This window comes from Bariatricus sp. HCP28S3_F11 (genome assembly GCF_052065395.1).
Taxonomy (GTDB): Bacteria; Bacillota; Clostridia; order Lachnospirales; family Lachnospiraceae; genus Allocoprococcus.
Genome location: NZ_JBQHUC010000022.1, coordinates 18,479 through 32,425, shown reverse-complemented (window position 1 = coordinate 32,425; position 13,947 = coordinate 18,479). Strand labels below are relative to the sequence as shown.

Here is a 13,947-nt window from a genome sequence, read left to right as displayed (position 1 = left end):
AATGCCGTCTATTCGGTTGTCAAAGTACCAATGAAGGGAAGAATTGTCCTTCTAATAGTAGTGAAGAAAACGGCGATATTTTGGCCATGTAAATTAACTTTTTTCAAATTTTTTTGCCAGATGCTTTAAGCCTCTCCTGATACTCTTATATACCCAGCTGAGATCGACACCTTCAATCTGGGCAATTTCCTTGACGGTCATGCCCAGATAGAACCGGGCGTAGATCCACTTGGCTTGCTTGTCCGGCAGCTCCATCACCGCAGCATAGAGATGATCGCGCAGCTGCTTGTCCTCCAGGACTTCTTCCGGGGTCGGCGTGTGCCGTACAATAGCCTTCTCAATGCCATTGTCGCAGTCCAAGGAATAGTGCGCTTTATAGTTATACATCTGCCGCAGGTAGCGTGCTTCAGCTCGTTTGTCGGCCAGAAACACGGCCTGTACTTCATCGGCCACTTCCAAAAAAGTATCTGTTTTATAAATATCGGGATACAGCTCCCGAAGATTGATTTTTTGCATTATGTACCTCCATTTCGGTTCACGGGTCCAGTTGGCGAGTGAGCCGAAATGGGGCGGAGAACGGCACCGGCATAATTCGGGGCCATTCCACAAAAATCGACAAGCAAAAACGCCAGTCTCCCGAAGCGGGAAACTGGCGTCAAGCTCATTTTTCTTGCAGCTGCCGATTAACCGGTAGGATAATGCCGGCGGAGGAACGAAAAGAGCCGAGGCGTAAGCAAGGCTTTTTTTGATGAACTACATATTACTGCTTTCACGGCGGCTCCCTCCCTGGGCCGCCGTTCCTGGTATCACTCTCCTTCAGACAAAATAAGAACGGCGGCCTTGATTTCTCAAAGCCGCCACTGGTTGTATGGGCGTGTCAAAAGGGTTGCTGAACGGCGGCTTTTTTTCTTTACCGTTGTTCGGCAACTTTCTTATTTGTTTCTGATTATAACTGGCAATTCTCGCAGAATTGTCTTTGCTAAACTTTATTTCGACATAATAACAAGCTCAAATCTCGCAGATTTGTGACATTTGAAAAAACCGGGAGAATTTTCTCCCGGTTTTCCCATCGGTTCTATTTAGTTTTGTCTCAGCCTTTCTACAACGCTTTCCTTAACGCCCTGTTTGAAAGTTATAACCGGAGTTACAAAACAGACCAGCAAAACAATAGCCGCAACAGATAACAAAGGAATCACAGGATAACTAAACGCAGCATAAGGAACCATTTTTCTAAAAACTGAGTATATCGGAATATATATCGCTGTTCCCAATGTGGCAAGTAGCAGAAAAGAGATGCTCCAATAATACCCGCCTTCCCAAAGTAGCACATTCCTAATTTGCTTTTTTGTCATTCCAATACTCTCAAGTGTGGCAAATTCATGTTTTCTGGTATTAACACTAACGACCATTGTGTTAATGAAATTCATAATTCCAATCAGCAAAAATACGGCAGACAAACCTGTGGCCAAAACTCTTGAAGTCAGTAAATATCCTGCCATTTCTTGCTGCTTCTCATATCGCGACTGAATATCAATGCCAGATGACAGGGCAGTAATTGATTGAAGTTGTGCCATGATCTCTTTGTCATAACTGCTGTCAACGGTATCAAAAGCTATACGGAAGATTTTAGTTTCCTTGGACAATTTCTTTAACGCTTGTTGGCTGACATACAGATCAGGGGCTGTACCTCTCTCGTTTCCTCGCCCACTTTGAAAATCAGCGTCCAAAAAGCCATTTGCCACCGTAAAGGTATGCTCACCATATTCACCAACAACAGTAATTGTTTGTCCGGGTTGAATCAATGGGTTTCCTTCAGCATCAGTCATGGCAGATAGAATAACCAATTCTCCATTCTCAAAGGCTTGCAGATCAATAGGATTCTCGAGAGTTTCATTAAGTTCCTCAACATATCTGGAATCTATTCCATAAACCCCACTCCAAAAATTATCCGTATAGTTTTTTAGCGTTTCCTCATTTGAAAAATCAAGACCCGACACGCCGTTTAGAGAATCAATATATTTGCCGAATACATTTTGGTCGTAAACAACATTCATTGTAGTTCGCGGCGAAGCTGAGTAAGTGACGCGCACATTTTCAATTCCTTCTATTGCCTCAATCTTTTGCAGCATTTCATCAGAGAGCAGATTTTCTTCTTCGGAAATGCTGTAAGTCAATGCAAAATCACTTTCGCCCCATTGATTTACAAAATTTTCGGGACTCAGGCTCGATAACAGACCGGCTGAAACCAGGAACAAAATTAGCCCTAAAAATAGCGATGCAAAGGTAAGGATGGCGCTTTTAGGATTTCTAAAAATGTTATTTCGGGCCATCCGGGATAGTTTTATTCTGTGGCTTTTATGCTCTCGGTATTTTCTTGCATTAACATTCGTGTAGCGTAAAGCTGCAATAGGAGAAATGCTTGCAGCTATTTTTGCTGGCTTCATACTGCCGATTACCGCAGTAAAAAAAGCAAAGATTGCGGCACCAACAAAGATGAGCGGAGAAAAAGATACTATCGCCCCAAGCTCTGTATTGCCGGAATACATCATATTCATAGCAACTGGGACAAGCCCCAGCGAAACAACTCCACCAGCAATTAAACCGCTGGGAATACCGATCATAGAGGTTCTAAATATTTGAGAACGCACAATTCTCTTGATTTGCCTTTTTGTTGCGCCTATCGTTTTGAGCTGTCCATAAAACTGTGTATCTCTGGAAATTGAGATATACAGAATATTATAGATAAGCAGATAACCACTGATAATGATGAAAACAATAATAGCGGCCAGCGGCAGAATAATTGAAACTGAATTACTCTGAACAGAAGGTACAATTTCAAAGGACTGCCCCTCTGTAAATATGATCTCACTTTTTAATTTTTCGCAGGATCGCTCAACATTGCTGTCATCAGAAAAAGAAATCATTGCGGTAGACACACTATCAAATGAAAGTCCTGTTTGTGTCGCAAAAAGTTCCGAGACATAAGCAGAACCACGGTTGCCTACACGAGAAGTCGAATAATCTGTGTAATAACCTGACAAAACAAATTCGCCAGATAGATATTGATAATCCGTTCCGAGCTGATATGAAACAGGAATGTTCATGCCCACTTGCGGGTCAGAAATCCCCATCGCGCTTAACGCCCAGGTCGGAAGCATAAGTTCATTTTCTGCTTGCGGGTAATTTCCGTGCAAATCCGAAATTGTTGGGACACGATGTTCCTTCCACTCTGCTTCGTCTATCCAGGAAATACTCAGCAGGGCATCGTCCATTCCAGATGTATCAACACTTCCCAATCTTTGACTGACTCCAACTACGGATACTAAACTGGAGCGGCGTAGTTCTTCATATTGGCTCTTTGTAAGATTTGTGATTGCCACATCAGCAGTTGTACCCATTGCACGAATTTGCTGCATTTGAAAAGTTTCAAAATAACTACACCCTAAACTAAATACGGATGTAATCATAAAGGCGGTTAAGAACAACGCAACAGTAACGAAGAAATTTCTTTGTTTATTGGCACGATAGTTCCTTTTTGCAAGGCGCTTAATTGCACCCTGATTATTATTGCCAAATAAAATATCATTCATCAATGCCACCCCCTGTTACTGTGCGATTTTTCCGTCCTCTATACGGACAATCCGATCAGCAAGCTGGGCAAGTTCGTTGTTGTGGGTAATCATTACAAGTGTTTGATGGAATTTCTGACTGGTTACTTTCAGCAATCCAAGAACATCATTACTCGTCCGGCTATCCAAATTTCCTGTTGGTTCGTCCGCCAGTATGATAGCAGGTTTAGAAACGAGCGCACGAGCGATGGCCACGCGCTGCTGCTGGCCGCCGGAAAGATTGTTTGGCATACTGTTCAGCTTATCTTCCAAAGCCAACATCCGCACAACATCCTGCATAAATTTTTTGTCAACACTATCGCCATCCAGTTCCACCGGCAAAACGATATTTTCATAGACATTGAGTACGGGTACCAGATTGTAATTTTGGAATACAAACCCGATTTTTCGCCTACGAAAAATGGTTAGCTGCTCGTCATTCATCGACGACAAATCTTTTCCATCCACAATGACCTTGCCGGAAGTGGGGACATCTAAGCCACCAATCATGTTGAGCAGCGTGGATTTACCACTGCCAGATGTACCAACAATAGCGACAAATTCCCCCGCTGCTATGGTAAGTGAAACCCCATCCAGAGCGCGAGTGATGTTCGGTTCTGACCCGTAGTATTTTTTCAAATCAATAGTTTCTAAAATGTTCATAGGAACACCATCCTTTCTTCCTGGTGGCCTTATTGTAACAATCAATCCTCACAGGAATGTCACGGTCATCCCCAATTTCATCTTGCGAAACCATTGAAATCTCACAATCTCGTGACATTGATATTCAAGAACGAGGCAGGAACACCGAAAAGGTAGATCCAGCACCGACTTCCGAAACGACACGGATAAATCCAGCTTGCCGAGTAATGATCTCGCGAGCCAGATACAGGCCGATCCCTATACCCGGTGCATCATGCACACTGTCCTCACGATAGAACCGCTTGAAAATTGTCCCTTGATGTTGTTCTGGAATACCGATGCCTGTGTCGGAAATATCAATCTTCGCATACATTTCCCAGCACGCCACAGCCACATGAATCTTCCCACCCTCTGGCGTGTACTTTACCGCATTATCCAGAATATTGAAGAGGGCTTCCGTAGTCCATTTCCGATCATGGGCCGCAGATACTGTTTCCGTGCAATCTACTGTAACCTCAATCTGCTTCTTTTCTGCATTAAGCAAAATGCCGCCCAGCGCAGCAGCAAGGGTATCATAGAGAGGTTGTCCTTTTGCTTGTAAAGAAATAACTCCTGTTTCCAGCCGAGAAGTTTTAATCATGGCCTGCATAAGAAAATCCAGCTTATCTAACTGGCCGCCCATAGCACAAAGAAACTCTCGCTGCTTTTCCGGGGATACGGTTTGCTCCAACAAAGTTGCATCAATCATTTTCAAGTTTGCAATAGGAGTTTTTACCTGGTGGGATATGTCTGAAATCAATTCCTGCAAATCTGCTCGTTCTTTTGCAATGCTGCTTTTGCCTTCGCGCAGCACTTCATAGAGCCGAGAAAGCCGGTGCTGGATTTTATAGAACAGGTTTTCTTCCACTGCGTATTGTGGCGGTTCCCGATCTGACGACATCATATCATCGAGCTGCTTGCACAAGGCATCTGAAAACAAGGTGAGTTTCCGCCGTATAAAGGCCAGAAAAAGCGTCAGACAGCCAAAAGCACCAGCAGCATAGAGCAGTCCACAGCATAGAACAAGTGTATTCTTTGTCAGAAAATACAAGAATAGGGACATAGATACCGACAACAGCAACAGAAAGGCACCGATGGCAATGCACACTCTGTTAACGGACAGTTTTTCCGCTTTCATTTGCCACCGCCCCCAATCCACATATAGCCCATGCCATAAACCGTTTTGATATAGGACTTATCCGTCCTTTCTATTTTGCCGCGTATTCTGCTGATTGCCGAAGTCAAAGCGTGTTCATCCACAAAATTGCCATCAATATCCCACAATTTTTCCAATAGCACCTGCCGCGTCAAGACGATCTGCGGATTTTTCGTCAGCACTTTCAAAAGCCGATATTCCAATGGAGTAAACGAAATTGTCTCTCCGTTGAGTGTAGCAGCCATCTCCGAAAAATTGACATACAGATTGCCGTCATTGTAACATTCGCCGCCGGATTGTTTCCTGATTCTGGCCAGCAGCGCAGCTACTTTTTTCTGGAATACGCTCATAGGAAAAGGCTTTGTAACATAATCGTCTGCGCCAAGCTCATAACCTCGGAGCATATCACTCTCCATATCGTTTGCCGTAAGGAAAATCACTGCCGTGTCCGGGGATCGTTCTTTCATGTCACGGCAAAAATCAAAGCCGTTTCCATCCGGCAGGTTAACATCAAGAACGATTAAATCATAGTCCTGTTTTTCACAAAGCCGTTCTGCAACACTTTTACTTAAAGCGGCCTCCACCTCATAGCCAGCGGCAGAAAGATTATAGCAAAGAGTTGTATTCAAAAGGCGGTCATCTTCGACCACTAAAATTCTCATGCGCTCACATCCTTTCTCTGATTATGATAAAAAAGAAATATCGCAGAAATCTCACAAAGAAGCATTTTTTTTGCGCTTATCTATTGGCTTATTGGCACTTTTAGGTATTAACCAGATTGTGGCCACTTTTATTGCACCCTCAATCCGATTAGCTGAACAATAATAATTTATCTGACGGGCAGAAACTCCCCATTTTTCACTTGCCTCTTTCAATGTCATGTAGTCCATTTTGGCACCTCCTGCAATTCATTCCATTATATTTCCGTTACTCGAATAATACAAGCCTACAACCATGCTATCGAAAAGAAAATCGGTATAATCATACCGGAAAACCGGAATGATAAGGTTATTCCTCAAATCAAACCGGAACGATACAATATTATTGAGGTGAACGATAATGCCGATTGACGATTTGACAGCCTTGGGAGACGCACTCCGAGCAGCAAGAAAAGAGAAAAATCTGACGCAGGAACAGCTGGCTGATAAATCCCATGTTTCTACCAAACAGATTGCTGATATTGAGAAAGCCAGGAGAAATCCTTCCTATCTGATTTTGAAAGCATTGGCAAAAGCGGTTCATCTTTCACTGGACTCGCTTATGTACCCGAACCTCACGCCGGACGAAGCAGGGCAGAATGAGATGAAGCTGCTGTATATGAACTGTCCGCCGGAGATGCGGGAAACCTTGTTGCACCACACTCGTGGATTTGCAGAGGAACTAAAGGAACTTTCCAAGAAACTTGAAACAAAGTAGGCCAGTGAGCGAAATTTGAAGGTTTCGTCACTGGCTTATTTTATTCCTACGGGAAAGAGGCAAGCAATGCCCCTGGATAGCCATTCGGCTTCCGGCGCTGCTTGTTGAGGGTGTCCCCCAAGCCCCCATGAACGCAGAATTTCATTCTGCGGCTGCGCGTCCGATGGACGCTTCTGACCATGCTCAGCTCACCGCTGACCGTGGTCTTTTTCTATTTATGCGGATTTTGAAATCACGCAAAATAGAAGCAGAATGCGGCCCGTAAAACGGGACCGCATCCTGCAAACTATTGGCTGATTGATGTTAGCAGAATCAGCCTATTTAAGCTAAGAGTTTCTTTCAGAAAGGCTCTTGGCCAGATGTATCAAACCGCGCTTGATGCTCTTATATACCCAGCTGAGATCAACACCATCAGCCTGGGCTATTTCCTTGACGGTCATGCCCAGGTAAAACCGGGCATAGATCCACTTGGCTTGCTTGTCCGGCAACTCCATCACCGCAGCATAGAGCTGATCGCGGAGCTGCTTGTCCTCCAGGATTTCTTCCGGGGTCGGCGGGTGCTGCACCACTGCTTTCTCAATGCCATTGTCGCAGTCCAGAGAATAGTGCGCTTTGTAGTTATACATCTGGCGCAGGTAGCGTGCTTCCGCTCGTTTGTCGGCCAGGAACACCGCCTGAACTTCATCGGTCACTTCCAAAAAAGTATCTGTTTTATAAATATCGGGATACAGCTCCCGAAGATTGATTTTCTGCATTATGTACCTCCATTTCGGTTCACGGGTCCAGTTGACGAGTGAGCCGAAATGGGGCGGAGAACGACACCGGCATAATACGAGTCCATTCCACAAAAAGCGACAAACAAAAACGCCAGTCTCCCAAAGCGGGAAACTGGCGTCATGCTTATTCTGTGTTGTCTGATTGCCGGTTAACAAGCAGGATAATGCCGGTGGCGGTGCGTAAGGAGCCAGGGCATGAGCAAGGCTTTTTTTGATGAACTACATATTACTGCTCTCATGACGGCTCCCTCCCTGGGCCGCCGATCCTGCACCGAACAATAAGAAAACGGCGGCCTTGATTTCTCAAAACCGCCGCTGGGGTATGTATATTGAGCGCACGAAATCAACCTGCCCGGCAACGGTTTTTTTCTTTCCCCGTCGGGCGGGGCAGGCTGTCGTTGTGTATTGGATAAAAAGAAGCCGATAACCACAAGGGATCAAACCTTGTGTGTTATCGGCTCTGCGGCTGTGCGTCTGGCGCTTTGATAACAGTTATATGAAATTGTTTAACGTCAATTAGGCACTCGCTTTTGCATTTCGGACAAAAGAGGGGGAAATTTTTTAGAATGGTATCTTCCCGTATTTTGTCGCGTGTTTTATTTCCACAGATGGGGCAAAGAATCCAATTTACCTCTTGCATTGTTCATCCCCTTGTCTATTTCAATTTTTTCCAATATTGTAGCCATATAAAAGAATCGTTAAATACGAAGCAAGCGTCGCTATGCCCTCGTCTATGTCTGGCCGGATGTTGTAAATAGTTATTTGATTTTTCTGTCCGTAAAATCGAATACATCTTCAATTTTCATATCAAATAACTGTGCAATATCGAAAGCCAACCAAATGGAAGGGTCACAGCACTCTAATTCTACTGCACAGATCGTCTGGCGAGAAACACTGACCATTTGCCCCAGCTCCGTTTGTGTTAGCCCATTTTCCATGCGAAGTTTTCGGACTTTATTTCTCAAACTGATCTCCCTCCACGGATATATCGTTCGTTTTGGAACAGCGCAGGGATTTCAATATGTTACACTTTTCAATTACCAGATGAATAATTAACTATATTTCCTTTTGAATAGGCCAACCGATAGAATATAGGACAGGGCAAAAATAACAATGGTGCTGACAAAGCCAATAGCCATGCTCAAATCAAAATTATCTACAACGAATCCCATGATCGCATTGTTTGTCATCCTTGACCAGATGCCTAATACCACCAGCAGAATGATTAAAATGAACATAACTGCGAATCCGGCGTTTACACCAAGCCAATAATTGGACGGTAAGATAAAAGCAAGGAACAACAGAACCATGCAGAAAGAAGCGATTGAAAGGAAAAGATAGAATCCAAACTGATATGCAGGGAAGCAAAAATAGGAAATCGTGTTTACAACGAGAGCCACACACAAACCTATGATTGCCGCGATTCCTCCAAAGGCATAACGGCTGCTAACGATCTGTCTTTTGGAGATTGGTAATGCGACTGCATATTTGCCCCATTTCCACTGTTCATCAGAGTTTGCAAGGGTAATCAGCATAGAGGCGACTTCCAACGGAACGAGCAGAAAGCTAATGTAGATAGAACCGGCTCCCTCCAATATAATCATCAAAGCAGCGATAATAGCCAAATCCATGATAAGGCGGGTAATCCCGTATTTTTTCTTTACTGTCAGAAAGTCTTTTGTCAGTAACCCTTTCATTGCATTTCCCCCTTTACATAGAACAACATGATTTCTTCAATCGTGGCAGGGCCAACAATAGCATTTGCATATTGTTTTGCCGCTTTGTTGCGGTCTTTCACCAGAACTTTGAATTGGTAATCTTCTTTGCGATAAGCAACAACTTCGGTTTTATCCAGAGTGTCAAATACGGCAGCGCCGCAATTCAAAATGCCGTAGTTGTCAATCAGATTATCTTTTTCGTGCGTGAAAATCAAATTGCCTTTATGAATAAAAGTGATATAGTCAGCTACTTTTTCCAGATCGCTTGTGATATGGGATGACACCAAAACAGAGTGGCTTTCGTCCTGAACAAAGTCAATCAGCATATCCAAGACATCATCACGAATGATGGGGTCAAGCCCGCTGGTGGCTTCATCCAAAATCAACAGTTCCGCATTGTGAGATAACGCTACCGCAAAAGCCAGTTTCACTTTCATGCCTTTGGAGAAATCCTTGATCCTCTTATCCTTGGGCAATTCAAACTTATCAAGATACTGGCGGTAAAGCGGCCAGTCCCAGCCGGTGTAAATTCCAGACATAAATTTACCGATTTCCTCTGCCGTAAAAATATCAGGGAAATGGTTTTCATCAAAGACCACGCCGAGTTTATCTTTGATTTCAATTTCATCCGAAATGTGATCTTTGCCGAAAATGAGAATTTGGCCGCTGGTTTTCCGTGTTTCGTTCAGAATACAGTTAATCGTGGTGCTTTTTCCAGCGCCGTTTTCACCGATCAGTCCCATAATGACACCGCGAGGAAGGGCAAAGCTCACTTTGTCGAGGACAAAATCCCCATAGTCTTTTGTTAAGTCTTTTATTTCCAAAATGTTTTCGCTCATTATGTGTCCTCCTGATACATGAGTGTTAGTAAGCCGGTCAACTTATCGAGAGATATACCGCTTGTGCGGGCGATCTCGATTGCCTCCGCAAATTTTTCTTCTATCTTCTTCTGTTGTTCTTCAAGATAGAAGTCTTGGTTTTGTGCTGATACATAGCAGCCTTTTCCAGCCGTTGTTTCGATGAAGCCATCTTCTTGTAGGGTGGCATACGCCTTTTGGACTGTAAGAATACTGATGTGCAATGATTTTGCCAGAGAACGCACAGAGGGAATGGCTTCCCCGGCTTTCAGTTCGCCACTCATAATAGCCGCCTTGATCTGTGAAGAAATCTGCTCGTATAGAGGTCGGCTTGCTTTATTGCTTACGACTATCTCCAAATTCTCACCTTCGTTTCCAATCTAACCGTATTACTGTTACAAGTACAGTATAATACATACAAATACGGCTGTCAAGATAGCAAGAGTTTTTTGAGGTTGCGGGAAGAACTGCCATATTTCTCGACGGAACAGACATAAGAAAAAAGAGTGCCGGACGTAAAGGCATACAACCCCTACGCCCGGCATTATACATACATGAAATGAAACGACCTCGTTTCAAATTTTTAATCACTTATAAGGTCTTATCGGCCATGCTCGTGGTCTTTATCTTCCTGTTTTTCTTCCTCCATGCTCATGAGCCGATCCACATTGGCCTTTGCTGCCAGCAGCTCCCGCATTTCCTCACGGGAGCGGCGGTACTCGGCATAGGTTTTTTTCTTTTCCTCCAGCAGCTGAGCATATTCAGCTTGCAGTTCCCTAACTTTGGGCAGCTTCTTGACACCCATATCATCAAAGGCATTTTTTGCCGCCTGATGGAGCAGGATTTCTTCCTCGTGTTCCTGGCGAAATTTCTTGGAGTAACCAGCCTGCCGATAGGCCACATAGGTCTCGCGGGTCTTGGCATAGTTGATAATATGGGTTCGCAGGACGGCGATCTCCGCCATGCGTTTCTCCGCTGCCTTGATTTTTGCGGATAGCTCATTATGGTGGGCCGTGGCCGCCGCAGCCTTTTCTTCCAGCACCGCATACTCCAGCAGGTTATGCTCCGTGAGATAATTCACGGTCTGTGCCATCTGTTTCAGATTAAAGACCTTGGCCCACCGTACATACCCGGCACCTTTTCCGGCCTGGAGCTTTGCCTGAATGTCAACCAGCAGATTGACCTTCGGCGGATCTGCTTGCTTGACCGGCTTCTGACGGGGTGTATGCTCCTTTTGACCGGCGAGGACAGCCAGTAGGTCCTCCAGGGTGTAGCCATCGCCCAGGCTATCTAGGCGGGACACTTTGCCCCAGCCGGGGAGCTTCAAACGGTAGGATTTGCCGCGCTTGGATACTTCGCAGCCGGATTCCCGGAGAATCTTCAGTAGCTCGTCCAGGTCAGCAGGCTTTTTTGCCAGGGCGTTATCAATGGCAGCACGGAGCAATTCCCGATGGGAGGGCTTCGCCTGATCGCCCAGCCATTGGTCGTAACTTTTGCCGTGGGGCTTTGGGTTCTCGACAATGGACAGTCCGTTCTCAATGCAGATGGTGTCGCTCAATCGACGGACGGCTTTTGTGCTGCCCCAAAAGTTGCGGAATTTCCGGTCACAGTCCAGGTTGACCGAACTCCAAATGATATGATTATGGACATGGGCCTTGTCAATGTGGGTACAGACGATAAAGGCGTGTTTGCCCTTGGTGAACCGCTTGGCAAATTCCACGCCCAGCCGGTTGGCTTCCTCCGGGGTGATCTCCCCAGGACAGAAGGACTGGCGAACATGGTAGGCGATCACATCGTCCGCGCCACGGACCCGTCCGGTGGCGGCAATATACTGGCGCTTGGCCAGCATGAACTCGGCGTCGGCTACACGGCTATCGCACTCATAACCAGTGATAAGCCTGCCGTGGTCAGTCTTTTGCGGGTTGGCCACATAGTCGATAATCTTGCTGATGGCTCGGCTCTCAGTCCGGCCCTTGCCGATGTGCAGCGGCATGATGCGTGTGGTTGCCATGAAGTTTCCCTCCCTTCAAAAAATGGGCAGCCTCAGCTGCCCATCTCGTCACGGTATGAAATAATCTGTTTCTTTTTCTGTCTGACGCACCGCAGCGTTGTGGCAGCTCCGCCCCAATCATGGAGGACATACGCTACTACCACATCGGCGGATTCTACCATCCAGCGGTTCCTATGAGAAATAGCAAAACGGCGCGGGACAGTTTCCAACGGCGGATACACGGTGCTGTCGTAACCGGAAGTGTTTCTCCCGGTGTTTAGATAAGCCAAGACAAGTACCAGCTCGATCTGCGGATATTGTTTCTTCTGTTCTCGCAGAACAGACGCTGCCAAGCTGTCAAAGGCTCCATAGCCGCCCAGGTAAAAGGTGGTCGCGCCTTGCTCAATCAGTTTCTGCGTAACATCGTATAACCATTTCTCTATTTTCTCGCTCTGCGAAATTTGTGCATGACCGCAAAAGGTAACAGTCATAAAAACACCCCTGTTCCCATCATAGCGCAAATAACGCCATTAGTACAGTTACAGGGACTAATTTTCGCGCACCTGCCCATATAATACTTTTAGTACAGGGACAGGGACGGTGAGTGAGATTGAAGCTAAATCAGGCGGTCAGCAGACGCCTTTCAGAATTGCTGGAGGAGCGTAAAATGACGCAGTATCAGCTGTATATGAAAAGCGGCGTTCCCAAGTCCACCATAGGCAATATCATCAACTGTTCTTACGATTCCGTAAAGCTGCGAATCATCCATGAGATGTGCCAGGGGCTGGAAATTGGAATAGACACCTTTTTCGCTTCACCGCTTTTCAAGGAAGATAATCTGGAACCATAAGACCTCCGACGAGCTTCGCCGGAGGTCTTATGGTTGTTATTTTGGCTTTTCCTGTTTTGATCGAATTGCGGGGCGCTGCTTAACCTTTTTTTCATTCTTTACTCGTTCCAGCGTAAAAACCATATCGCTGGTACGCTCAAAAAACCCAACATCCTTTTTCCAACTCATTCCGCATTTACAATGCTGTAATCCGATAAATTGACATTTCATTTTCCGGCCGCATACAGGACACACCTTATTGCTTTTTCCCATTAAAACACTCCTTAGCCATAAACCAAATCCTGAATTGCATATTTCAAATCCTGCACCTTGCCCAGCAGCCAAAAGGCCAGCTTCGGCAGCCCAAAGGGGCTTATGAGAAACGCGATCACCAGCAGGATAAGGCCGTTCTGCGGGGAGTATGTTATCAGGACGGCCACGCCCAGCAGGGCAATCACCGTGCTGAGCAGCCCCAGCACCAGGCCGGACACATAGACCAGCCCCACGCAAATCCAGATGGCCAGGGTGAGCAGCAGGATCACCGGCGCAATCACAATCTTCAAAATCAGCTTCAATGCGATCATTTCATGGCCTCCTCTCGACGATCCAAATACTTCTGGCACAGACGGCGGACCTGTTCCTCGTCGGCCTCGTTTTCCTCCCGGCGTCCCTTTGTCAGCTGAATGGAGGCAAAGGATTCGTACTCGACCAGCAGATGGTCAAATAGTTCCTCCGGGGTCCGGCACACATCACCCTCGCAATAGGGCGGGTCCGGGGGCGAGCCGTTGAAGGACACACAGACATATCCGTACCGGCTCTTGTAGACTTCCAGCTCCATATCCTGCACCAGATAGTCCTCGAAAATCTCTAAAACCTTTTCAAAGGTCAACATTGGTATCTCAACTCCTTTGTGAGA

19 protein-coding genes are annotated in these 13,947 nt (G+C 45.8%); 3 read left to right on the top strand and 16 right to left on the bottom strand.

Annotated elements, in window-relative coordinates; genetic code table 11:
* Positions 1 to 93 precede the first annotated feature (93 nt).
* From ACTNBR_RS10865 to ACTNBR_RS10840, 6 genes are all read right to left on the bottom strand, one after another.
* A complete protein-coding gene (locus ACTNBR_RS10865) occupies positions 94 to 516 on the bottom strand; it encodes an RNA polymerase sigma factor (protein ID WP_441018254.1) in 423 nt (140 codons plus the stop codon).
* Positions 517 to 1,079: 563 nt separating this feature from the next.
* Positions 1,080 to 3,590, bottom strand: a complete 2,511-nt coding sequence (locus tag ACTNBR_RS10860; RefSeq protein ID WP_441018256.1) for an ABC transporter permease — start codon at positions 3,588 to 3,590, stop codon at positions 1,080 to 1,082.
* Between the two features lie 15 nt (positions 3,591 to 3,605).
* Complete coding sequence (locus ACTNBR_RS10855; RefSeq protein WP_441018258.1) at positions 3,606 to 4,271, bottom strand: ABC transporter ATP-binding protein; 666 nt, start codon at positions 4,269 to 4,271, stop codon at positions 3,606 to 3,608.
* A gap of 124 nt (positions 4,272 to 4,395) precedes the next feature.
* On the bottom strand, positions 4,396 to 5,427 hold the full coding sequence (locus ACTNBR_RS10850; RefSeq protein WP_441018260.1) for a sensor histidine kinase: 1,032 nt from the start codon (positions 5,425 to 5,427) through the stop codon (positions 4,396 to 4,398).
* Positions 5,424 to 6,107, bottom strand: a complete 684-nt coding sequence (locus ACTNBR_RS10845; protein WP_441018262.1) for a response regulator transcription factor — start codon at positions 6,105 to 6,107, stop codon at positions 5,424 to 5,426. The genes ACTNBR_RS10850 and ACTNBR_RS10845 overlap by 4 nt, the downstream gene beginning before the upstream one ends.
* 51 nt (positions 6,108 to 6,158) lie before the next feature.
* Complete coding sequence (locus tag ACTNBR_RS10840; protein ID WP_441018264.1) at positions 6,159 to 6,335, bottom strand: DNA-binding protein; 177 nt, start codon at positions 6,333 to 6,335, stop codon at positions 6,159 to 6,161.
* A gap of 169 nt (positions 6,336 to 6,504) precedes the next feature.
* On the opposite strand from ACTNBR_RS10840, the gene ACTNBR_RS10835 reads away from it, so the two are divergent.
* Positions 6,505 to 6,861, top strand: a complete 357-nt coding sequence (locus tag ACTNBR_RS10835; protein WP_441018266.1) for a helix-turn-helix transcriptional regulator — start codon at positions 6,505 to 6,507, stop codon at positions 6,859 to 6,861.
* Between the two features lie 127 nt (positions 6,862 to 6,988).
* Positions 6,989 to 7,126 (top strand): hypothetical protein, encoded by a 138-nt coding sequence (locus ACTNBR_RS10830; RefSeq protein WP_441018268.1) that lies wholly within the window; start codon positions 6,989 to 6,991, stop codon positions 7,124 to 7,126.
* Positions 7,127 to 7,187: 61 nt separating this feature from the next.
* On the opposite strand, the gene ACTNBR_RS10825 is transcribed toward ACTNBR_RS10830, so the two are convergent.
* From ACTNBR_RS10825 to ACTNBR_RS10790, 8 genes are all read right to left on the bottom strand, one after another.
* On the bottom strand, positions 7,188 to 7,616 hold the full coding sequence (locus tag ACTNBR_RS10825) for an RNA polymerase sigma factor (RefSeq protein WP_441018270.1): 429 nt from the start codon (positions 7,614 to 7,616) through the stop codon (positions 7,188 to 7,190).
* A gap of 472 nt (positions 7,617 to 8,088) precedes the next feature.
* The gene (locus ACTNBR_RS10820; RefSeq protein WP_441018272.1) at positions 8,089 to 8,277 is read right to left on the bottom strand and encodes a cysteine-rich KTR domain-containing protein; all 189 of its coding nucleotides are present in this window, start codon (positions 8,275 to 8,277) and stop codon (positions 8,089 to 8,091) included.
* A gap of 118 nt (positions 8,278 to 8,395) precedes the next feature.
* Positions 8,396 to 8,602: a helix-turn-helix transcriptional regulator gene (locus ACTNBR_RS10815; RefSeq protein WP_441018274.1), complete on the bottom strand. Its 207-nt coding sequence runs from the start codon at positions 8,600 to 8,602 to the stop codon at positions 8,396 to 8,398.
* A gap of 87 nt (positions 8,603 to 8,689) precedes the next feature.
* The gene (locus ACTNBR_RS10810; protein ID WP_441018276.1) at positions 8,690 to 9,334 is read right to left on the bottom strand and encodes an ABC-2 transporter permease; all 645 of its coding nucleotides are present in this window, start codon (positions 9,332 to 9,334) and stop codon (positions 8,690 to 8,692) included.
* Positions 9,331 to 10,194, bottom strand: a complete 864-nt coding sequence (locus tag ACTNBR_RS10805; protein ID WP_441018278.1) for an ABC transporter ATP-binding protein — start codon at positions 10,192 to 10,194, stop codon at positions 9,331 to 9,333. The genes ACTNBR_RS10810 and ACTNBR_RS10805 overlap by 4 nt, the downstream gene beginning before the upstream one ends.
* The gene (locus ACTNBR_RS10800) at positions 10,194 to 10,571 is read right to left on the bottom strand and encodes a GntR family transcriptional regulator (protein ID WP_195271058.1); all 378 of its coding nucleotides are present in this window, start codon (positions 10,569 to 10,571) and stop codon (positions 10,194 to 10,196) included. The genes ACTNBR_RS10805 and ACTNBR_RS10800 overlap by 1 nt, the downstream gene beginning before the upstream one ends.
* A 242-nt stretch (positions 10,572 to 10,813) precedes the next feature.
* Entirely contained in the window at positions 10,814 to 12,223 is a 1,410-nt protein-coding gene (locus tag ACTNBR_RS10795; protein ID WP_441018280.1) for a relaxase/mobilization nuclease domain-containing protein, read from the bottom strand.
* 32 nt (positions 12,224 to 12,255) lie between these two features.
* Entirely contained in the window at positions 12,256 to 12,693 is a 438-nt protein-coding gene (locus ACTNBR_RS10790) for a hypothetical protein (RefSeq protein WP_441018282.1), read from the bottom strand.
* Between the two features lie 119 nt (positions 12,694 to 12,812).
* Here ACTNBR_RS10790 and ACTNBR_RS10785 point away from each other — a divergent pair, with 119 nt between their 5' ends.
* Positions 12,813 to 13,052, top strand: a complete 240-nt coding sequence (locus tag ACTNBR_RS10785; RefSeq protein ID WP_204882632.1) for a helix-turn-helix domain-containing protein — start codon at positions 12,813 to 12,815, stop codon at positions 13,050 to 13,052.
* Positions 13,053 to 13,315: 263 nt separating this feature from the next.
* Here ACTNBR_RS10785 and ACTNBR_RS10780 read toward each other — a convergent pair whose 3' ends face one another.
* Together ACTNBR_RS10780 and ACTNBR_RS10775 are read right to left on the bottom strand one after the other, a co-directional pair.
* Positions 13,316 to 13,615 (bottom strand): CD1845 family protein, encoded by a 300-nt coding sequence (locus tag ACTNBR_RS10780; protein WP_441018286.1) that lies wholly within the window; start codon positions 13,613 to 13,615, stop codon positions 13,316 to 13,318.
* Positions 13,612 to 13,923: a hypothetical protein gene (locus ACTNBR_RS10775; RefSeq protein WP_441018288.1), complete on the bottom strand. Its 312-nt coding sequence runs from the start codon at positions 13,921 to 13,923 to the stop codon at positions 13,612 to 13,614. The genes ACTNBR_RS10780 and ACTNBR_RS10775 overlap by 4 nt, the downstream gene beginning before the upstream one ends.
* Positions 13,924 to 13,947 lie beyond the last annotated feature (24 nt).